21 protein-coding genes and 1 riboswitch are annotated in these 19,399 nt (G+C 57.3%); of the genes, 6 read left to right on the forward strand and 15 right to left on the reverse strand.

From position 1 onward, the window contains the following. Positions 1-132: 132 nt before the first annotated feature. The 3 genes from ABWV79_RS04935 to ABWV79_RS04945 form a co-directional block, all read right to left on the reverse strand. The gene (locus ABWV79_RS04935; protein ID WP_269149597.1) at positions 133-453 is read right to left on the reverse strand and encodes a DUF6525 family protein; all 321 of its coding nucleotides are present in this window, start codon (positions 451-453) and stop codon (positions 133-135) included. A gap of 126 nt (positions 454-579) precedes the next feature. Beyond that, entirely contained in the window at positions 580-2,259 is a 1,680-nt protein-coding gene (locus ABWV79_RS04940; protein WP_353390694.1) for a tryptophan halogenase family protein, read from the reverse strand. Between the two features lie 137 nt (positions 2,260-2,396). After that, positions 2,397-2,930: a hypothetical protein gene (locus ABWV79_RS04945; protein WP_170354858.1), complete on the reverse strand. Its 534-nt coding sequence runs from the start codon at positions 2,928-2,930 to the stop codon at positions 2,397-2,399. A gap of 218 nt (positions 2,931-3,148) precedes the next feature. Here ABWV79_RS04945 and ABWV79_RS04950 point away from each other — a divergent pair, with 218 nt between their 5' ends. After that, positions 3,149-3,628 (forward strand): YHS domain-containing (seleno)protein, encoded by a 480-nt coding sequence (locus tag ABWV79_RS04950; RefSeq protein WP_353390695.1) that lies wholly within the window; start codon positions 3,149-3,151, stop codon positions 3,626-3,628. A 27-nt stretch (positions 3,629-3,655) separates the two neighbouring features. Here the strand turns inward: ABWV79_RS04950 and cmk are convergent, their stop codons facing one another. The 10 genes from cmk to miaB form a co-directional block, all read right to left on the reverse strand. After that, entirely contained in the window at positions 3,656-4,273 is a 618-nt protein-coding gene (cmk, locus tag ABWV79_RS04955; RefSeq protein ID WP_353390697.1) for a (d)CMP kinase, read from the reverse strand. After that, complete coding sequence (gene aroA / locus ABWV79_RS04960; RefSeq protein WP_353390698.1) at positions 4,270-5,616, reverse strand: 3-phosphoshikimate 1-carboxyvinyltransferase; 1,347 nt, start codon at positions 5,614-5,616, stop codon at positions 4,270-4,272. Before aroA ends, cmk begins: the two co-directional genes overlap by 4 nt. 69 nt (positions 5,617-5,685) lie before the next feature. Next, on the reverse strand, positions 5,686-6,396 hold the full coding sequence (gene trmB, locus ABWV79_RS04965; protein WP_353390801.1) for a tRNA (guanine(46)-N(7))-methyltransferase TrmB: 711 nt from the start codon (positions 6,394-6,396) through the stop codon (positions 5,686-5,688). 123 nt (positions 6,397-6,519) lie between these two features. Continuing rightward, entirely contained in the window at positions 6,520-7,701 is a 1,182-nt protein-coding gene (gene metK, locus ABWV79_RS04970; RefSeq protein ID WP_353390699.1) for a methionine adenosyltransferase, read from the reverse strand. A 5-nt stretch (positions 7,702-7,706) separates the two neighbouring features. Then, a riboswitch (SAM-SAH riboswitch) is annotated at positions 7,707-7,755 on the reverse strand. A 47-nt stretch (positions 7,756-7,802) separates the two neighbouring features. Then, complete coding sequence (gene lnt / locus ABWV79_RS04975) at positions 7,803-9,263, reverse strand: apolipoprotein N-acyltransferase (protein WP_353390700.1); 1,461 nt, start codon at positions 9,261-9,263, stop codon at positions 7,803-7,805. Between the two features lie 26 nt (positions 9,264-9,289). Further along, on the reverse strand, positions 9,290-10,177 hold the full coding sequence (locus ABWV79_RS04980; RefSeq protein ID WP_209193982.1) for a hemolysin family protein: 888 nt from the start codon (positions 10,175-10,177) through the stop codon (positions 9,290-9,292). A gap of 36 nt (positions 10,178-10,213) precedes the next feature. After that, entirely contained in the window at positions 10,214-10,705 is a 492-nt protein-coding gene (gene ybeY, locus ABWV79_RS04985; protein WP_353390701.1) for an rRNA maturation RNase YbeY, read from the reverse strand. Between the two features lie 41 nt (positions 10,706-10,746). Next, complete coding sequence (locus ABWV79_RS04990; protein WP_353390702.1) at positions 10,747-11,766, reverse strand: PhoH family protein; 1,020 nt, start codon at positions 11,764-11,766, stop codon at positions 10,747-10,749. Between the two features lie 159 nt (positions 11,767-11,925). Continuing rightward, complete coding sequence (locus ABWV79_RS04995; protein WP_353390704.1) at positions 11,926-12,687, reverse strand: outer membrane protein; 762 nt, start codon at positions 12,685-12,687, stop codon at positions 11,926-11,928. Positions 12,688-12,869: 182 nt separating this feature from the next. After that, a complete protein-coding gene (miaB, locus tag ABWV79_RS05000; protein ID WP_353390706.1) occupies positions 12,870-14,189 on the reverse strand; it encodes a tRNA (N6-isopentenyl adenosine(37)-C2)-methylthiotransferase MiaB in 1,320 nt (439 codons plus the stop codon). A 60-nt stretch (positions 14,190-14,249) separates the two neighbouring features. Between miaB and ABWV79_RS05005 the strand changes: the two genes are divergently transcribed. Beyond that, positions 14,250-15,173, forward strand: coding sequence for a hypothetical protein (locus ABWV79_RS05005; protein ID WP_502949844.1), 924 nt, complete (start codon positions 14,250-14,252; stop codon positions 15,171-15,173). A 68-nt stretch (positions 15,174-15,241) separates the two neighbouring features. Here ABWV79_RS05005 and ABWV79_RS05010 read toward each other — a convergent pair whose 3' ends face one another. Continuing rightward, entirely contained in the window at positions 15,242-16,039 is a 798-nt protein-coding gene (locus ABWV79_RS05010) for a phytanoyl-CoA dioxygenase family protein (protein WP_353390708.1), read from the reverse strand. An 86-nt stretch (positions 16,040-16,125) separates the two neighbouring features. Here ABWV79_RS05010 and ABWV79_RS05015 point away from each other — a divergent pair, with 86 nt between their 5' ends. Together ABWV79_RS05015 and ABWV79_RS05020 are read left to right on the forward strand one after the other, a co-directional pair. Continuing rightward, a complete protein-coding gene (locus tag ABWV79_RS05015; RefSeq protein ID WP_353390709.1) occupies positions 16,126-16,338 on the forward strand; it encodes a LysR family transcriptional regulator in 213 nt (70 codons plus the stop codon). Between the two features lie 9 nt (positions 16,339-16,347). After that, the gene (locus ABWV79_RS05020) at positions 16,348-17,016 is read left to right on the forward strand and encodes a LysR substrate-binding domain-containing protein (protein WP_353390710.1); all 669 of its coding nucleotides are present in this window, start codon (positions 16,348-16,350) and stop codon (positions 17,014-17,016) included. A 2-nt stretch (positions 17,017-17,018) separates the two neighbouring features. Here the strand turns inward: ABWV79_RS05020 and irrA are convergent, their stop codons facing one another. After that, positions 17,019-17,435, reverse strand: a complete 417-nt coding sequence (gene irrA / locus ABWV79_RS05025; protein WP_170354845.1) for an iron response transcriptional regulator IrrA — start codon at positions 17,433-17,435, stop codon at positions 17,019-17,021. A 189-nt stretch (positions 17,436-17,624) separates the two neighbouring features. On the opposite strand from irrA, the gene fabA reads away from it, so the two are divergent. Both fabA and fabB read left to right on the forward strand, forming a co-directional pair. Continuing rightward, positions 17,625-18,134 (forward strand): bifunctional 3-hydroxydecanoyl-ACP dehydratase/trans-2-decenoyl-ACP isomerase, encoded by a 510-nt coding sequence (fabA, locus tag ABWV79_RS05030; RefSeq protein WP_170326986.1) that lies wholly within the window; start codon positions 17,625-17,627, stop codon positions 18,132-18,134. A gap of 31 nt (positions 18,135-18,165) precedes the next feature. Beyond that, positions 18,166-19,395, forward strand: a complete 1,230-nt coding sequence (fabB, locus tag ABWV79_RS05035) for a beta-ketoacyl-ACP synthase I (RefSeq protein ID WP_170354844.1) — start codon at positions 18,166-18,168, stop codon at positions 19,393-19,395. The last annotated feature ends 4 nt before the right edge of the window (positions 19,396-19,399 follow it).

The raw sequence follows: 19,399 nt of genomic DNA on the forward strand, positions 1-19,399 counted from the left end.
ACAAACACAAAGGGCCGAGGTAACCCGGCCCTGCTCAGATACGTCATCCGGACGTTGACCGCCCGTGTTAAGACAGCGCGCGTATAGGCCGATTTCAGACAATGCGCAAGAGCAAAGCCCTTAATTGCCAGCTTACGCGCATTCTTTGCCCGTCCAGACAACCGAGTCCCTTCTCAACATGGACTGCTCGATTGCATCAAGCCGGGACAAGGCCTCGGCGGCATTTGCCGATCCACCCGAACGATTCCAGATTTTCAGGGCCGAGGAAGGGCTCCAGGGCAAGCACGCTTCTGCCAGCCAGGCGCGTAATTCAGAGGGCAACGAGTCGTATGCCTGCATCGGGCACGTGCACCGCCGCCGGCGTTTCAGATTACTGCGCAGGTTACGGCCGCTTCGCCTGACCGTCCCGCGCTTAAAATGTGTATCATCTTCAAAATGCACCGTTGGCCTCATCGCAATTTGTGATGTTATTACATACCACGTTGCGACCAACAAGAGTTCCCTTCAAAGAAAAGGGGCAGGATTTTGCCCTGCCCCCAAGTTTGGTCTGAACATTTTTTTGCACCGCGCAAGGTGCTGCTAAAAGAGTTGCAAATCCTTTGCGCCGCTTTGAATTTCAGCAAAGTTCGGCATGTTCTGAACGGCCAAAGGCGCCGGTTTTACGCCTGGCATCGCCACTGTCGGCCTTGCCGGCTTACCGAAGGCCGGTTTTTCCAATTCACCGCGAATGTCGCGTAGCAATGTCTTATGATCTGGCATGGACTTAAGAATCTGAACCAGATCCACCTTCGCGCCCTTCCACCATTGGAACCAAATCGGTTTTTTCAACGGACGAACGCGGTCGCGAATACCAGTTCCATAGCCGGTGTCGTAGACCTGTTTGCCTAGTAACACTGTTTGGAAAACGCGATGGTCGAACAGAGTGGCAAACTCGACATCGTGCTGCAGAGGCAAACGGTGCTGCCAAAGCTCAAGGTTCTCAGCCAACCGGTCAGGAATTTTCATCTCGGTCCGTGCATCGATCCAATATTGATCATCCGTGCGGTTGCCCAGCCGGTAATGCAGACAAATGAATTCGAGCACCTCATCATAGAGCTTGTCCATCTGCCGGTTGTAGCGCGCGCGCAGTGACGGCTCGATATCACGCGTCGGCAGGTGTTCGGCAAACCAGCGGATCGCATGGTCAATCATGTGGATCGCAGTGCTCTCCAACGGCTCGATGAAACCGCCAGACAGGCCGATGGCGACGCAGTTCTTTACCCAGGCGTTTCGCACCCGCCCAACGCGCATCGGGATAACGCGCGGCGTCAGTCCCTTGCCGCTGTCGCCCAACCATTCAAGATACTCGTCCGCCGCCTGATCATCCGTTCGATGCGCCGAGGAATACACATAGCCGGTGCCCACTCGGTTAAACAAAGGCACGCGCCACGTCCAACCGGCCCCCAGGGCCGTGGACCGTGTTGCACTCTCGATCTTGTCCGGATCAGGATGTTCGATCTGCAATGCCATCGCCCGGTCATTTGGCAGATAGTCCGAGTAATCCATGAACGGCTCACCCAGAGCCTGATTGATGATTAACCCACGGAACCCGGTGCAATCCACAACCATCTCGACGTCATGGCGACCTTTACGCTCTAACATCAGGTGGCTGACACTGCCTTGTTCGTCCAATTCAACCGACTGGACCTCATCCTGAATGTGCTCGACACCGCGCTGGGTGCAAACCCTGGTCAGCATCCCTGCGAATTTCACCGCATCCAGATGATACGCATAGCCAAACCGCTGCTCGAATTCCGGTGCGCCCAGCGGTCGCGCGCCTTTGCAGAGACGGGCCAAATCGTCATGCGGAGCGATCGATTGTGTGAAATCCCGATCCCCATTGCCAAATCGCAAGTAATACTCGGCCGCTTCAAGCCCTTCCAGCATTTGGCCATGAGCAAACGGGTTCATATAATCGATACGGTTACCTTTGGCGTCCTTGTTCCAGTTGCAGAACTTCACACCCAGCTTGAAGGAAGCGTTGGTTTCGCGAAAGAAATCCCGTTCAGCTATTCCAGCCTGCCGGAGCGTCACCGGCATACGAGGAACCGTTGCTTCGCCTACACCCACAGTCGAAATATTCGGGCTTTCGATCAGACATATCCGCGGTCGATCTTTTGGAGCCGATGTCCGGGACATCACCATCCCAAGGATAAGTGCGGTCATCCATCCGGCTGTACCGCCACCCACAATGGTGATTTTGCGCAATCGATTGTTCATTCTGCTCTGCTCCCCCCTTTTTGTTTTGGGGAACTATAACAGTTTTCCCGCACCGGGCCAGAGCCTATGACATAGGCGTTGAGCGCGCCAAAACGGCGTGTCAGACAAGCATCAGAACGCGCATAATTGCGCCTGCCTCAAATCTCTTCGCCTTTCTTCAAAAGCTCATCAATCAATTCGCGCTGCAGGCCCTGACTGTCACCACCACCGAATTCAGCAGCACCGCCGGAATAGAGGGTGCCGTATGTCTTGGCGATGTTAACCGTTTGGGCCAGCCCCGAGATCAGCTGGTCTTTTTCCAACGTGGACAACGGATGAATATAGGCCGCCCACAAGGTACCGTTGGCGATCGCATAACGCGCATCCAGCGTACTGTCGAAATTCGCCTGCATCATGCGCTGCAGGTCCGCGGGTGACAGATCAGCCGCGCTGCTAATCGACACCATGGCCCGCATCCGATCAGCGTTCACATCCGTGATGACCAGAACCGGAGTATCCCCGACCGTCAGCTGAAAACCAGGCCCCTGCGGCAGCGCCTCCGGGTCCAAAGCGAACAGAATTTTTCCTAGCCGCTCATAGGTCATGGGCGGTTCCAACTCAGGAGCGTCCTGCGCCTCTTGAGCGGCCAGACCTGTGGCCAGAACTATCAGAAAAAGGGCTAGTCGGATCATCGCATCGCTCCTGCAGGTTGCCCATTGAGCATATGTGGATCAAACGACACTGGCCAAACAAAGCTTGGTGAGGAGAACCTTCCAAACGATCCGAGTATCGGACGATCTGCAATGTTTTTAAGCCCATCAAACATAGTCCGTTCAACTCCTGACGCCTAGGTTTGTTTCAGCGGCGGGCAAACCGGCCGCGCCCAGCTTAAATGATGAAAGGAAACGCAATGAAATCCCTGGTTCTGACCACTCTGATCGCCACCCTGCCACTGATCGCCGCCCCGGCCTTTGCCGCAGATGAAATCAACGTCTCCAACGGTATCTCGGCGGCGGGCGCTCCGCTGGCCGCACATGGGGTCGATCTGGTGGCACTGGTCAATGACGGCAATCCGGTCGATGGTTTTGCCACCCATTCGGCCACCTTTGACGGTGCCTCCTACTATTTCACCACCGCCGAGAACCTTGCCGCGTTCGAGGCCAACCCTGCCGCCTATCTGCCGCAGCATGGTGGGTTCTGCTCGTTCGGGGTGTCGGTTGGCAAGAAATTCGACGGTGACCCAAATCAGTATCTGGTCGCAGACGGCAAACTGTACCTTTTCCTGAACGCCGAAACCCGTGCCGCGTTTTTGAAAGACGTGCCTGGCACGGCAAAAATCGCTGATGGCCAATGGTCGAAGATCAAAAGCGTCGCAGTCGGCGAGCTTTAACCCACCTCCAAGCGAAAGCTCGCGGCGTTACGGCGTCGCGGGCTTTTTCTGTTCGATTAGCTCGATGGCCTGCGCCAAAGCGTCCTCGATGCTCAGATGCGATGTGTCCAACTGCACCGCATCCTCGGCCGGTTTCATCGGGGCCGTGCTGCGTTCTGCATCCCGCGCATCGCGTTCGCGCACATCGGCCAAAACCTGATCGCGGGTGACGTCCGCGCCCTTGGCACTCAGCTCAAGGTAACGCCGCTCGGCCCGGACCTCGGCGCTGGCGGTTACGAACAACTTCGCCTCGGCATTGGGGCAAATGACAGTGCCAATATCGCGCCCGTCCAGAACTGCACCCCCGACCCGCCGCGCAAAGGCGCGCTGGAAATCGACCAGAGCCGCGCGGACCTCGGGGATCACCGCCACTTTCGAGGCCGCCTGCGCGATCTCGGCCGTACGCAGGTCACCCTGTTGCAATTCTTCGGCTGTCAGGGCCTGCGCCGCTGCGATCGGGCCCATCCCCTCAAGCGTGCGCCGCCCCACCGCGCGGTAGAGCAACCCGGTATCCAGATGGGCAAAGCCGAAATGCGCCGCGACGGCCTTAGAGATCGTGCCCTTCCCTGCAGCCGCTGGCCCGTCTATGGCAACCGTGAAACTCACGCGCGTTCGACCTTGGCGCCCAGCGTCGCCATCAGCGGTTCAAAGATCGGGAACGAGGTCGCAATCGGTCCGCCATCATCAACCGACACAGGCATTTTCGCTCCCATTCCCATAACCATGAACGACATGGCGATGCGGTGATCCAAAAAGCTCTCGCAGGTACCGCCGCCGGGAACATTTCCGATGCCCAGACCGTCAACCGACCACCATTCTTCACCCTCTTCCACGGTCACACCATTGGCGCGTAACCCGCGGGCCATTGCGTCGATCCGGTCGCTTTCCTTGACGCGCAGCTCTTTCACGCCGCCCATCATCGTGGTGCCGGTGGCATTGGCCGCAACCACGGACAGCACAGGGTATTCGTCAATCATCGAGGCCGCCCGTTCCGGCGGCACATTGATGCCCTTCATATTGGGCGAGTATTTCGCGCGCAGATCGGCAACGGGCTCGCCGCCTTCTTCGCGCTCGTTTTCATAAGTCAGGTCCGCGCCCATCTCGCGCAGCGTGGTAAACAGCCCCGCGCGGGTCGGGTTCAGGCCAATGCCCGGCACCAACACATCCGAACCGGGCGTGATCAGCGCTGCGCAAACCGGAAACGCCGCGCTGGACGGGTCGCGCGGAACGGCAATAACCTGGGGTTTCAACTCGGGGCGACCGGTCAGGGTGATCACCCGGCCCTCATCTGTATCCTCAACGGTGATCTCTGCGCCGAACCCGGCCAGCATCCGTTCCGAATGGTCGCGGGTTGCCTCTTTTTCAACGACAACAGTTTTGCCCGGTGCGTTCAGACCTGCCAGCAGCACAGCAGATTTCACCTGCGCTGACGGCACCGGCACCTCATAGCGTACCGGAACGGGTTCGGCCGCGCCCACGATGGTCATCGGTAAACGCCCACCCGAGCGGCCAACGGCCTGCGCCCCAAACAACGCCAGCGGGTCCGTGACCCGCGCCATGGGGCGTTTGTTCAGGCTGGCATCGCCGGTAAACGTGGCCGAAATCGGACAGGTCGCCATCGCACCCATGATCAGCCGCACACCCGTGCCCGAATTGCCGCAATCAATCACCTGATCCGGCTCGGCAAAGCCACCGACGCCGACGCCATGCACGGTCCATTCCCCTCCGCCGTGATCCGTGACCTCGGCCCCAAAAGCGCGCATGGCCTTGGCGGTGTCCAAAACATCTTCGCCCTCAAGCAGGCCGGAAATCTTCGTCTCACCCACCGCCATCGCGCCCAAGATCAGCGATCGGTGCGAGATCGACTTGTCGCCGGGCACCTCTGCCGTTCCAGTCAGCGGACCGCAGGGATATGAGGTCATCGGGATGGGCGTGCCGTGTCCGGACATGGGGGCTCCTGTTTTCGCTATCAGTGCCTTAGCCGATTAGCGAATTGGGGCCAGATGGTCCAGCGGCAATCAGTCCTTGCGGCGGAAGGTCAGGTAATGCGGCGTGCGCCCTTCGCGCAGAGCCTTCTGTTCGTAACGGGTGGAAATCCAATCGTCCCATGGTTCGCGCCAGTCAGCCGGGCCCTCGGCCAGCCACTCGAACCCGGCGCGTGGCACTTCCTCAAGCGTTTGGCGAACATAGTCGGGAATGTCCGTCGCGACCCGAAAGATCGAACCCGGTTTCAGCGCCCGCGCCAGCGGCTCCAGATGCTCAGGCGTCACAAAGCGGCGACGATGGTGCCGCGTCTTAGGCCACGGGTCGGGATACAGCAGGAACGCGCGCGAGATACTGGCCTCGGGCAAAACATCGAACAGGTCGCGCGCATCGCCAGGATGCACAGCGAGGTTCTCGACCCCAGCCTGCCGGATCTTACCGAGCAGCATGGCCACACCGTTGATGTAAGGCTCGGCCCCGATGATCCCGATATCGGGATTACTGGCGGCTTGATGTACCAGATGCTCACCCCCGCCAAAGCCGACCTCAAGCCAGACATCCCGCTCGCCAAACAGCGCCTGCAGGTCCAACGGGGTGCGTTCGGGGTTACTCTCCCAATCGACCGCACCGGGGGACAGCGCATCGAGGTCTTCGCTCAGATACGTCTTTTGACTGGGCTTCAGGGTTTTGCCCTTGAAGCGGCCATAAAAGTTCCTGCGGGGGCGTTGGGGTGTCTCGGTGCTCATGGCCGTGCCCATACTGCGCAGACACCACAGACGCAAGAGGGCGGCCGGTCCACTCAACAGACCCGCCGCCCCCAAAGACACCAGAATATAGCGCGCCCGCAAGGGCGCACCTTTGGATACCGATCAGACCGCCGCTTTCAGCGCGTCCACAAGGTCAGTGCGCTCCCAGCTGAAACCGCCATCCGCATCGGGTTCACGGCCAAAGTGACCATAAGCTGCAGTGCGCTGGTAGATCGGCTTGTTCATCTGCAGATGTTCACGAATACCGCGCGGTGTCAGGTCCATCGCCTGTCCAACGGCCTTTTCGATTTCGGCGTCGGAAACCTGACCTGTGCCATAGGTCTCGGCATAGATCGAAAGCGGCTTGGAAACACCAATCGCATAGCTCAGCTGAATGGTGCAGCGTTCCGCCATGCCAGCAGCGACTACGTTCTTGGCCAGATAGCGCGCCGCATAGGCCGCCGAACGGTCCACTTTGGTCGGGTCTTTGCCCGAGAACGCGCCGCCTCCATGAGGTGCGGCACCGCCATAGGTGTCGACGATGATTTTACGGCCGGTCAGGCCCGCATCCCCGTCGGGGCCGCCAATCACGAATTTACCGGTTGGGTTCACGTGCCACTCGGTCTCGGCCGAAAGCCAGCCTTCGGGCAGGGTTTCGCGGATATAAGGCTCGACAATGGCGCGGATATCATCCGAAGACAGCGCTGCATCCAGGTGCTGGGTCGACAACACGATCGAGCTGACCCCCACAGGCTTGCCATCGCGGTACACGACCGACAGTTGCGATTTCGCGTCAGGGCCCAGCGCGGGCTCGGTGCCGTTTTTACGGACCTCGGCCAGACGGCGCAGGATCGCGTGGGAATACTGAATCGGGGCCGGCATCAGCGCAGACGTTTCGGTCGTGGCGTAGCCGAACATGATCCCCTGGTCGCCCGCGCCTTCGTCCTTGTCGCCCGAGGCATCAACGCCCTGTGCGATGTGGGCAGATTGCTCGTGCAGCAGGTTTGTCACCTCGACGGTTTCGTGGTGGAACTTGTCCTGCTCGTAGCCAATATCCTTGATACAGGCGCGCGCGATCTCGTCGATGCGACCCATGTAATCGTGAAGTTTGTCTTGATCCGACAAACCGACTTCGCCACCAATAACAACCCGGTTGGTCGTGGCAAAAGTTTCACACGCCACGCGCGCTTCAGGTTCTTCGTTCAGAAATGCGTCAAGTACCGCATCCGAAATCCGGTCACAGACCTTGTCGGGGTGCCCTTCGGATACGGACTCCGAAGTGAAAGTATAGTTCTGTCGGGACATAAAAGTGCTCCATTAAGATTTCCCCATCACGCCAGGAAGCCGTTGTGACGGGCACATGGGGGATACGCTCAGAGTGTGAAAGCGTCAATCAGTAATTGCTATCACGTCCGTCGGGCAGGTCGCCACAGTGCGATCATGGCGAAAAACAGTGCAAGGAAAAGAGGATAGTCGCCAAGCCTGGAATAAAGGGGCGCTGCCAATGGCGCAGGAAGCTCGGCGTCTATGAAACCCGCGTTGCCCAGCGCCAAAGACTGCGTCACCTGACCCAGCGGGTCGATCATGGCGGACACACCAGTATTAGCGGCACGCATCATCGGAAGACCCTGTTCAACAGCGCGCATCTGCGCCTGCGCAAGGTGCTGATATGGTCCCGAACGGGTTCCAAACCAGGCATCATTTGTGATCTGAAGCAAAAAATCAGCCCGCGCCGGAGCCGATAGAACATCTTGCGTAAAGACGGCCTCATAACAAATCAATGGCAGTGCTTTGCCCAGCTTGCCCGCCTCGAACAGTGCGGCCCCTGGTCCTGCACTGAATCCATGTCCCGTTGTAGTCGCCATCCCGTAAACCCCGAAACGCGCCATTAAATCGCCAAAAGGAACATACTCGCCAAACGGGGCAAGGTGATGTTTGTCATACAACGCGTCTTGCTGGCCATTTTCGCCCAGATAGACCAATGAGTTGTAGATCCGAGGCCCCTCGCCTCTTTGTATCCCAAAGACAACTGGCACACCCTTGGCTGCATCCGCGATTGCATCCAGATAGGGTTGTGCGCTACCCAACCAAGCCGGGACAGAGGTTTCAGGCCAAACAATCATATCCGGTCGGGGCTGCGCTGCTGAAAACTCCAACTGTCGTGCAAAGAAAAGTGGGGCGTAGTCAGGGTCCCATTTCTGGTGTTGCGGCGCATTGGGCTGCACAATCCGGACAATATTACCGGTATAGGTCACTGCAGGCACAGACAACGCACTAACCACCACCAGCCCGATAGCACCAACAGACAACGTGGCTGCCACCCCGATCCTTGAGCGCTGCGCCAACGCCGCCCCGAGAGGTAACGTTGCAAACAACGTCACGGTGCTCAACCCATAAGGGCCGATCAACGCCAGAACATGGACCACCGGAGTGTCAACCCATACTTGCGCCAATCCAGCCCATGGAAATCCCGTCAGAACATACCCCCGCGCCCCCTCGGCAAGCGAAACCGCCAAAGCAAGCAAAACAGCCTGACCAAGTGCAGACGCGCCCGGACGGCGCACCACCCAAAAAGCGCAGGCCCAGAATAGCGCGAGCCCTCCGGCCATAAAAATCAGCGCAAAGGGCGCCATCCAGGCGTGACGCTCGGCATCGACCAGAAAGGGCTCGACAATCCAGCTGAGAGCATGCGCGAAATACCCGGTGGCAAATGCCCAGCCGATCCAGGCCGCGCGTGACCGAGAAGGCGCAGTGACGAACAACGGCCCAAGACCAAGCAGCGCGGCCACAGTTGCGAACCAATAACCGAATGGCGCTAGCCCAAACGCCGCAATGGCGCCCAAAAACGCTGCCAAACCAAAAGTCATCCAGAATGGCCACCTCGCGGCAGGGCTCATGCAACGAGATCCGGCAACATGACCCGCAGTCTTTTGATCCGGCGCGGATCGGCATCTATGACTTCGAACTCGGGCCCCTCGGGATGCAAGACAACTTCGCCACGGGCAGGAACGCGCCCCGAGAGCATGAAGACAAGCCCGCCCAGGGTATCGATTTCCTCTTCGTCGACGTCCTCATGGCTGGTCAGGGAACGTCCGATCTCGGCCTCGAAATCCTCGAGCGGTACGCGGGCCTGAACGATATAGCAACCCGGCTTTTCCTGTAGCCAAAGCTGGCTTTCATCGGCGTCATGCTCATCCGCAATTTCGCCTACAACCTGTTCGATCAAATCTTCGATCGTTACCAAACCGTCGACGCCCCCATATTCGTCGATCACCAACGCCATGTGTCTGCGCTCGGTCTGCATTTTTGTCATCAGAACGCCGATTGGCATCGAGGGTGGCACGAACAGCAAAGTGCGTAACATCGAGATTAGGTCGAATGTGGATGAGGTTCCGTTAAACCCATGGGTCAGCGCGAAATCCTTGAGATGCACAAACCCTAAAGGCGTATCCAGAGTGCCGTCATAGACCGGGATACGTGACAGGCCGCTTTCGCGAAACACCTGCGCAAGTTCGTCCTTGGTTATGGTTGATGGGACCGACACGATTTCTGCTGTCGGGATCGCAACATCCTCGACTCGCATTCTGCGCAGATTTATCATGCCACGTGGTTGCGTTTTGTCGGTTTCATGCCCATTGGCGCCCGAAACCTGCTCATCATCTTGCGACGAGAATGCATCCACTATTCGAGAGAAAAACCCAGCTTTCTCTTTGGTGTTTTCTGTGCCTTCCTTTGGTTGCGCGCTTTGCGCTGCCATAGAACTGCCGTCTGTATCGCCCATTATCCCATTCCAAATGATCGGCCAAAATGGCCCGTATTAAACAGTATATGGGTCATCAATACCCAATTTGCCAAGTATCTCGACTTCGACCCGCTCCATCAAAGTGGCGTCCGGGTCACGGATGTGATCATACCCCAACAAATGCAACATTCCGTGAATGATCAGATGTGAGACATGATCATCCATGGCTTTTCCTGCCTCAGCCGCTTCACGCGCACAGGTGTCAAATGAGATCGCGATATCGCCCAAAGCCGTCTCTCCGGTAAAATCCGGGGTAGGAGATAACGGTGGCTGACCTGCAATGTCCGCGGCCAAATCTTCGGCAGGCCAACTCAGTACATTAGTCGCAGAGGGTTTTTCCCGGAATTCAGCGTTCAGATCCGCGATACGGACATCGTCGCAGGCCAACAGGCTGATTTCACAATCTTCTTGAAGGTGGAAATGGTCCATAACCGCCTGAATGGCGCGGCGTGCCAAGGGCTCCAGCCCCTGCCAGCGGGTGTCTTCCACCGTCAGTTCAAGGTTCATGTCTGTCGTCCAAAGCCCCGGGCATCGTAGCCTGAAACCTCTCAGGTTTCACGGCCCGCGTCGGCCTCATACGCCTCGATGATCGCGGCGACAAGCGGATGGCGCACGACGTCTTTCGACGTGAAATAGTTGAAGCTGATATTCGGGATCGTCTTAAGCAACCGTTCCGCATCGGCCAGACCTGACTGAACCCCGCGCGGCAAATCCACCTGCGAGCGGTCACCGGTGATCACCATTCGGCTACCCTCGCCCAAACGCGTCAGGAACATCTTCATCTGCATAGTCGTGGCATTCTGTGCCTCATCCAAGACAACAAACGCATTTGCCAAAGTTCGACCGCGCATAAAGGCCAAGGGCGCAATTTCGATTCGCTTTTCCTCGATCAGTTTGGCCAACTGTTTGCCCGGAAGGAAATCATTCAGCGCATCGTACAGCGGTTGCATATAAGGATCGACCTTGTCCTTCATGTCACCCGGCAGATAGCCCAGTTTTTCACCGGCTTCGACCGCAGGGCGGCTTAGGATGATACGGTCCACATGTCCGCCGATAAACATCGACACACCAACAGCGACAGCCAGATAGGTTTTGCCCGTACCCGCTGGCCCGATGCCAAAGGCCAGTTCATTGTTGAACAGCGACTGGACATAGGCTTTTTGGGCATCTGTGCGCGGTTCGACCAATTTTTTTCTGGTTTTGATCTCGACCGTTCCGCCCTTGAACATCTCGAGCTGATCACCTTCGCGACTTCCCGTTCCCTTCTCGGACCCACCCATGCGCAATTCGCGATCCACGTCGGCGGCTTCGACATCCTTGCCGGTTTCCAGCCTTGCATAAAGCGCCTGCAACACTTCGATCGCTTGTTTCTGGGCGTCTTCGTCGCCCATGACCACAAGCTGGTTGCCACGGCGCACAATCTGCACCGAGAGTTTTTGTTCGATGTCGGTCAGATTACGGTCATATTCGCCGCACAAATCAATCAACAACCGGTTGTCGGGAAATTCAACAAACGCCTCACGCTGGGGCATTTCATCTTGCGGTGGGGTAAGGGCACCGATGGCCAATCCGTTCTCCTGTCTTGGCGTTTCTCCCCGAGCGTGACAACAATTGCCGGTGGGCGCAAGCCACAGATTCAAATTTTCGCAAACGAATGACAAAACCGCCGATTGCACTCGAGTATATCGAACCGACTGCAGGCCCAAAGGCCACTAGTCTTAAGGAGATCAGAAGGTGTAGTTCAAGCCAAACCGAAGACTGCGATACTCAGGCGTTGAACGAGTCGAAAACCCGCTGCCAAACTCGACATCCTTGCCCTCGAACTGAACATACTCGTATTCACCAGTGATCGACCAATCGTCGTTCAGTCTATGCTCAGCTCCGATACTGACAGAAAAACCATTCCTGCTGTCGGATTCCTGGAAGGACTGGGCTGTCGGGCCAAACGTAAGGCTGTTCGTCGTTTCGACATCTCCGCGAACATAACCAGCAGACACAAAATACAAAATACTGCCGCTTTTGTTCGTCAGGCCACTGCGAAACCGTACAGAAAATATATCAGACACCTCGGAGCCGCCGGTAACAGACACGCCATTGACCGTGGTGGTGACTTCATCATCTATCGAGCCGAACTCGTACCCAATCTCTAGCCCATATACGTAGTCGCGCCCACTTCGCGCAGGAAGCACTCCACGCCAACCTGCGCGAACACCACCGAATGACCCCTTCAGATCCAAGTCTCCAACGGGAAATGTGGCCCCGGGCGTTGCCAACCCAAACTCATCTGTTCCTCCGAGAGAATATCCACCGGTAACGCCTAGGTAAAATGCACTTATGTCGCCGTTAGAACGCTTGGGGTTGACTACTGGCGGATCGGTGAGACTAGGTTCTGGATTCCCGGCCAAAGCGCAGGACCCGAAGACAATGGAAGTAAGTAGCCCCCAGAACAGACGCAAACCAGAGCTTTTCAGAACCGTCAATTCAAACACTCGCACTCTCCGACATCTCGACACACTGATCTGCCTAGGAGACTAGAACTCCTGATACGTATGGAACCCTAGACCCCTAAAAAATCTAGCATTTCTCCGAGCATAGATCGAAGTCATAAATCAAGTGTTAATTTTCGGTTCAGAATCAGGCGTTGGTGTTTTCACCACAGTTTCAGCCAGGTTCAGAGCAGCTCGCCCGCAAGCGAATTTGCCCCCGACGCGGTGATGCGAACGTCGCGCAACTCACCCACCTCGACATTGGCGCCCGAGACGTGAACCGAATGAAGATACTCGGATTTTCCGACCATTTGGCCAGGCAGGCGACCGGGCTTTTCGAACAGAACACGGACATTCCGGCCTACCATGGCATCCTGAATTTCGCGCTGATGGCGGGTGATCACAGCTTGCAAACGTTGTAGGCGGTCATCCGCCGCCTCAGGATCAACCTGAGACCGCTCGGCCGCCGGCGTTCCCGGTCGCGTCGAATACTTGAACGAATACGCGTACCCGTATCTGACCTGCTCCACCAGATCCAACGTGGCCTGAAAGTCCTCTTCTGTCTCCTCGGGGAAGCCCACGATGAAGTCGCCCGACATCATGATATCGGGCCGTGCTTCACGGATGCGTTCGATCAGGCGCAGATAGCTGTCAGCCGTGTGGCTGCGATTCATCCGTTTCAGAATTCGGTCCGAGCCCGACTGAACCGGCAGGTGCAAATAAGGCATCAGCTTGTCGCAGGTTCCGTGCGCTTCGATCAAGTCATCGGCCATGTCGTTGGGGTGCGACGTGGTGAATCGGATACGTTCCAGCCCGTCAACCTTGTTCAACTCCCAGATCAGCCCGGCCAGCGTCATGTCACCGTTCGGGCCAGCCCCGTGATAGGCGTTGACGTTCTGACCCAGCAAAGTGATTTCGCGCACGCCGCGTTCGACCAGATCCTGCGCCTCGCGGATGATGCGATCCGCCGGGCGGCTGACTTCGGCCCCGCGGGTATAGGGCACAACGCAGAAGGCACAGAACTTGTCGCAACCTTCCTGAACGGTCAAAAACGCCGTGGGGCCGCGCTTGGCTTTGGGTCGGTTCTTGAGCTTTTCGAACTTGTCTTCTTCCGGGAAATCGGTGTCCAGCGCCTTGGCACCCTCGCGGGTCTTGGCTTCCATCTCGGGCAGACGGTGATAGCTTTGCGGGCCGACCACCAGATCGACCAGAGGCTGGCGGCGCATGATCTCTTCACCCTCGGCCTGTGCAACACAACCGGCCACCCCGATCTTCAAATCGGGCTTTTCCGCTTTCAGACCTTTGAAGCGACCCAACTCGGAATAGACCTTTTCGGCAGCCTTTTCACGAATGTGGCAGGTGTTCAACAAGATCATATCAGCGTCATCGGGGCTTTTTGTCTCTACATATCCCTGACCGCCCAGCGTTTCGGCCATACGCTCGCTGTCATAGACGTTCATCTGACAACCATAGGTCTTGATGTACAGCTTTTTGGGTTCCGACATGGGTAAGGCCTTTGCGTTCGCGGGATCGGCGTCGTCTATACCTTACGAACGCCGCTTGCAATGCCCGCGCGATTACCCGATTTTGACCCAAAACACCAGCAAGACGAGCGCGAACAGGCCATGCAGTACGACTCTGTAAACTCTTTCCTGCAATCCGGCACGGATGCGCTGAAAAAGGGGCCGATTGCCCTGATCTTTGCCGAGGACGATGTCGAACTCGAAAGTACAACACGCCATCACCTGAAACTTGGGTTTGCCAATCTGATCGCCTTCATGCCCGCAGAATTCACACTGCCGGAGGAATTGACAAAACGTATCCACCGGGTTGCGTTGACCTGCGCACCGCGGACCGTCGTTTTCGACACGATCAACAAGGTGATTGAAGCCGCTCCATCCAATTGGATGTATTACTGCTACAACGCCGAATACCTGTTCTTCCCCTTCTGCGAGACCCGCACCATCGGCGAGATGCTAGCCTTTCACACCGAAGAACGCCGCGATGCGATGTTGACCCATGTGGTCGATCTGTATGCCGATGACCTTACGGCTTTCCCCAACGGAGTGGCTCCGGATCGTGCTATGCTGGACCGCATTGGATACTATGCCCACACTCGCCACACTCCTGACGGTCAGCCGCTAGAGCGCCAGTTGGACATGTCCGGTGGTTTGCGCTGGAGGTTCGAAGACCACATCCCCTATGAACGCCGCCGCATCGACAGGATTGGCCTATTCAAGCCCCGCAAAAATCTGCGCTTGTTGCCCGATCACACCTTTAACGAACCAGAATATAACACGTATTCTTGCCCCTGGCACCACAACCTGACCGCAGCGATCTGCTCATTCCGTGCGGCTAAAGCACTGAAATCAAACGCCGGGTCGACCTTCGACATCCCAAGCTTCAAGTGGCGGAACTCGGTCGCGTTCGAATGGAACTCGACCCAATTGCTGGATTTGGGCCTGATCGAACCCGGTCAGTGGTTCTGATCCAACCTTCATCTGGCCAAAATTATCCCTGGAGAGGTGCGGCGCTGCCGCGCCGGGGGCAAAGCCTCCTATCGTGGCCATACCATCGGAAACCAATCCTCACGCAGACGCTGCCCGGGCACCATGTCATGGCCCGGAAACGGCGGTGAGGTTCGACCGGGTCGCTCTACATAGCGCGCGTCATCGCCCACCAGACGCAGTGAAAACGCACGACGGCGGCTGTCAGAGTGATTCCCGCGCGCGCCGTGCAGCGTGCGATAGTTGAACGCTACCGCGTCACCTGGCTGCATCTCGAACTCGACCACGCGCATCCCTTCAGCATCCGGGTCAGGGACAGGAATGTACTGACCTTCATCGGGAAAGAATCCTTCTTCGGACACCCAGCGAGTCGGTAGAACCTCTTTCTCCCACTGGTGCGATCCGGCCACGCAGCGCAAGGTCGCTTTTGTCACCGGATCAAGCGGCGACCAGAAACTGATCGTCTGCTGACCTTCAACAAAATAATACGGCCCATCCTGATGCCACGGCGTTGCCATTGAGGTGCCCGGTTCCTTCACCAGAACGTGGTCGTGAAACATCTGAACAGTTTGTGACTGCATCAGATCGGCGGCAACCTCAGCTGCCGGAGAATTGTGGATCACATCTTGAAACTGTTCGACCCTCGTCCAATTGCAATAATCGTCAAAAAACAGTCCGGTCTCGCCCTGTTTCTTATTGTCCGAAGCGTATGGGCCAGGCTCAGCCATGTTCGCCGCAACCCCATCGCGCAAGGTGTCCACATAATCGGCAAACAGTCTCCGGATCAGAACAACACCGTCGCGCTGATAGGTGTCGATCATGTCTTGCGTCACAAGGGGATGGGTCATGTCAGTCTCCGTGCCGATTGCGTTGTGATCTGCGCATGGCCTTGGTCTCTGTTCAAGTCATATCTTTTGAAGCTAAATATAAAGTCATGTTATACCTTTCACTTAGACAATACGAATATGTCTGCGCCATTGGACGATACGGCGGCCTGTCCGCAGCAGCCCAACATCTGAATGTTTCGCAACCGGCTTTGTCCAACGCGCTAACACGGGTCGAAGACCAGCTGGGGTACCCGCTATTTACACGAAAGCGCGGTGCTGCGATGACCCTGACCCCGCAAGGGCGCTCATTCATCGAATAGGCCGAGGCATTGCTGTCGCGCGCCGCGAAACTGGAAAACGCAACCTCCACGGGGCCAGCAGCGGCTCGTTTGCGATTGGGATGTTTCGACGATCTTGCCCCCTTCCTGCTCGCCCGCGCCTTGCGCCTGTTGCGAGAGGGCCTTCCAGATGTCCATGTGACTTACCGGGTAGATAATTTCCAAGGTTTAATCTCAGGCTTAGTTCAGGGTGACATCGACTTTGCGATTACCTATGGGCTGACGCTGGATGCCGGGTTCACGACCAAGTCGCTCTGCATCACATGCCCGAACGCGGTGATGTCTCCGGATCATCCGCTTGCAAAGCACAGGCATCTCTCGTTGAAGGGAATCGCGGCGTATCCCTTGATCCTGTCGGACGAAGGACTTTCTGCCCAACACTTTCTGACTTTGTTTCGCAAAGCTGGGCAGACACCCAATGTCGCACACCGCGCTGCATCACTTGAAATCCAACGCAGCCTGGCCGCAAACAATGAAGGAGTCGCTATGACCTATGCGAATATCCCTGCTGCAGTTAGCTACGATGGGATGCCACTGGTAAGTCGACCTGTCACCGATGATTTCGCAGCCGAGCCCGTCGTGCTCGCACGGCATGGAACGGGTCCAATGGACACCCTCTTGGACCGAGCGCAAGATATCCTGTCGGAATTAACGACGTAAGGTTACTTCTTTCGCAACCGGATCACGACATCGACCGAAGCGATCTCGACCCCTTCGGGTGCTTCGGGCAGGCGCTGGATCACAAGCTGTTCGGATGGTGCATCGCTCAGGCGCCCTTCATCCTCCCAGAAAAAATGCGGGTGATCATGCGTGTTGGTGTCGAAATAGCTTTTCGACCCGTCGACGGTGATTTCCTGCAGAACGCCCGCGTCGCAGAATGCCCGCAGAGTGTTGTATACAGTCGCTAAAGACACGGCATCGCCGTTCTTTTTAGCTGATTCAAACAGACTTTCCGCCGTCACATGACGGTGCTTTCCGTCCCCGACCAAAAGCTCGGCCAGGGCCACACGCTGACGCGTCGGGCGCAGTCCGGCGTGAACCAACCAGTTCGTGGCTATGCTCTGGCTTTCTGGTGTCATGAATCCGATACCGTTTTGTTGCTGAAGTATATATAGGTGCTGAAGTCAGGTAATTTCAAATGAAATTCATTCGCAAAGAACGGACAGAACACCGCATGATGTTGGCCACCGCTCTTGCAGGACCTTGCATACGGGTGCTAGACGAGGCCAGATTGAATGAACAGACCCCTGGCAGGAGAGGCGGCAAGAATGGCCCAATTCCCGAGCAGCTTTGACAAGGATGATCTGCTGAAATGCGCCCGTGGCGAATTATTCGGCCCCGGTAACGCGCAGTTGCCCGCCCCGCCGATGCTGATGATGGACCGGATTACCGATATCTCAGCCGATGGTGGCGCGCATGGCAAAGGTCATGTTTTGGCGGAATTCGACATTACTCCGGACCTGTGGTTCTTTGACTGCCACTTCCCCGGCAACCCGATTATGCCCGGTTGTCTGGGGCTGGATGGCCTGTGGCAGCTGACCGGCTTTAACCTGGGCTGGCGCGGCTGGCAGGGGCGTGGCATGGCTGTTGGCGTGGGCGAGGTCAAGCTGACCGGCATGGTCCGCCCCGACCGCAAGATGCTGACTTACAAAATTGATTTCAAAAAAGCGATCCAGACGCGCCGCCTGACCATGGGTGTGGCGGATGGTATCGTCGAAGCGGACGGTGAAATGATTTACGACGTCAAGGACATGAAAGTCGTCCTGTCCGAAGCCTGAGCCTGATCGGCCCGAAATAAGGAGCACGCATATGCGTCGAGTAGTTGTCACCGGTTTGGGGATTGTCTCCTCCATCGGGAACAATGCCCAAGAGGTTCTGGCCTCACTCAAAGCTGGCAAATCCGGCATTGAGGCCAACGACCAGATGGTCGAACACGGTTTCCGCAGCCAGATTGCAGGGTCGCTGAAGATCGACGTGACCGAGTATGTGGACAAGCGCACCTTGCGTTTCATGGGTCCCGGCGCGGCTTATGCCCATATCGCGATGAGCCAGGCGATCGCAGATTCCGGTCTGACCGAAGATCAGGTGGTGAACCCGCGCACAGGTCTGGTGGCCGGCTCGGGTGGCCCCTCGACCAGTGCGATGCTGACTGCGCACCAAACCGTACTGAAGAATGGCGCGACCAAGCGGATCGGGCCGTTTGCAGTGCCGAAATGCATGTGCTCAACGATTTCGGCCAACCTTGCGACCGCGTTCAAGATCAAGGGCATTAACTACTCGATCACCTCGGCTTGCTCGACCTCACTGCATTGCATCGGCAACGCGGCGGAACAGATCATGCTGGGCAAGCAGGACGTGATGTTTGCAGGCGGCGGTGAAGAGCTGGACTGGACGCTGTCCTGCCTGTTCGACGCGATGGGCGCGATGTCGTCGAAATACAACGACACGCCGGACAAAGCCTCGCGCGCCTTTGATCAGAATCGCGACGGGTTCGTGATTTCCGGTGGCGGCGGCATCGTCGTGCTGGAAGACCTTGATCACGCATTGGCGCGCGGTGCCAAGATCTATGCCGAAGTGACCGGCTATGCCGCAACCTCGGACGGGCATGACATGGTGGCCCCTTCGGGTGAAGGCGGCGAACGCGCGATGCGTCTGGCCCTGTCCACGCTGCCCGAAGGCCGCAAGGTTGGATACATCAACGCCCACGGAACCTCGACCCCGGTCGGCGATGTGGGCGAGGTTGAAGCCGTGCGCCGCATCTTTGGCGAAGGCAACGTGCCGCCTATTTCGTCGACCAAGTCGATGACCGGCCACGCGCAAGGCGCTGCGGGCGCATTGGAGGCGATCTTCTGCCTGCTGATGCTGGACAATGATTTCATTACACCGTCGATCAATGTCGAAACGCTCGCCGAAGGCATCCAGCCCGGTGAAATTGCAACGCAAGTCGTTGAAAATGCGGGACTCGACTCGGTGATGACCAACAGCTTCGGCTTTGGCGGCACCAACGGATCCATGGTTCTTTCAAAGTATAACGGGTGAATGT

Source organism: Ruegeria sp. HU-ET01832, from assembly GCF_040371315.1.
GTDB lineage: Bacteria > Pseudomonadota > Alphaproteobacteria > Rhodobacterales > Rhodobacteraceae > Ruegeria > Ruegeria lacuscaerulensis_A.

What these genes read in the sequence shown, in the direction of transcription:
- ABWV79_RS05010 (WP_353390708.1), bottom strand. Translation starts at nt 16,039, where the DNA reads ATGACCCATCCCCTTGTGACGCAAGACATGATCGACACCTATCAGCGC.
- fabA (WP_170326986.1), top strand. Translation starts at nt 17,625, where the DNA reads ATGGCCCAATTCCCGAGCAGCTTTGACAAGGATGATCTGCTGAAATGC.
- irrA (WP_170354845.1), bottom strand. Translation starts at nt 17,435, where the DNA reads ATGACACCAGAAAGCCAGAGCATAGCCACGAACTGGTTGGTTCACGCC.
- aroA (WP_353390698.1), bottom strand. Translation starts at nt 5,616, where the DNA reads ATGTCCGGACACGGCACGCCCATCCCGATGACCTCATATCCCTGCGGT.
- ABWV79_RS04940 (WP_353390694.1), bottom strand. Translation starts at nt 2,259, where the DNA reads ATGAACAATCGATTGCGCAAAATCACCATTGTGGGTGGCGGTACAGCC.
- ABWV79_RS04935 (WP_269149597.1), bottom strand. Translation starts at nt 453, where the DNA reads ATGAGGCCAACGGTGCATTTTGAAGATGATACACATTTTAAGCGCGGG.
- ABWV79_RS05005 (WP_502949844.1), top strand. Translation starts at nt 14,250, where the DNA reads ATGCCCGCGCGATTACCCGATTTTGACCCAAAACACCAGCAAGACGAG.
- ABWV79_RS04945 (WP_170354858.1), bottom strand. Translation starts at nt 2,930, where the DNA reads ATGATCCGACTAGCCCTTTTTCTGATAGTTCTGGCCACAGGTCTGGCC.
- ABWV79_RS04980 (WP_209193982.1), bottom strand. Translation starts at nt 10,177, where the DNA reads ATGGGCGATACAGACGGCAGTTCTATGGCAGCGCAAAGCGCGCAACCA.
- trmB (WP_353390801.1), bottom strand. Translation starts at nt 6,396, where the DNA reads ATGAGCACCGAGACACCCCAACGCCCCCGCAGGAACTTTTATGGCCGC.
- lnt (WP_353390700.1), bottom strand. Translation starts at nt 9,263, where the DNA reads ATGACTTTTGGTTTGGCAGCGTTTTTGGGCGCCATTGCGGCGTTTGGG.
- metK (WP_353390699.1), bottom strand. Translation starts at nt 7,701, where the DNA reads ATGTCCCGACAGAACTATACTTTCACTTCGGAGTCCGTATCCGAAGGG.
- ybeY (WP_353390701.1), bottom strand. Translation starts at nt 10,705, where the DNA reads ATGAACCTTGAACTGACGGTGGAAGACACCCGCTGGCAGGGGCTGGAG.
- fabB (WP_170354844.1), top strand. Translation starts at nt 18,166, where the DNA reads ATGCGTCGAGTAGTTGTCACCGGTTTGGGGATTGTCTCCTCCATCGGG.
- ABWV79_RS05015 (WP_353390709.1), top strand. Translation starts at nt 16,126, where the DNA reads ATGTTATACCTTTCACTTAGACAATACGAATATGTCTGCGCCATTGGA.
- miaB (WP_353390706.1), bottom strand. Translation starts at nt 14,189, where the DNA reads ATGTCGGAACCCAAAAAGCTGTACATCAAGACCTATGGTTGTCAGATG.
- ABWV79_RS04950 (WP_353390695.1), top strand. Translation starts at nt 3,149, where the DNA reads ATGAAATCCCTGGTTCTGACCACTCTGATCGCCACCCTGCCACTGATC.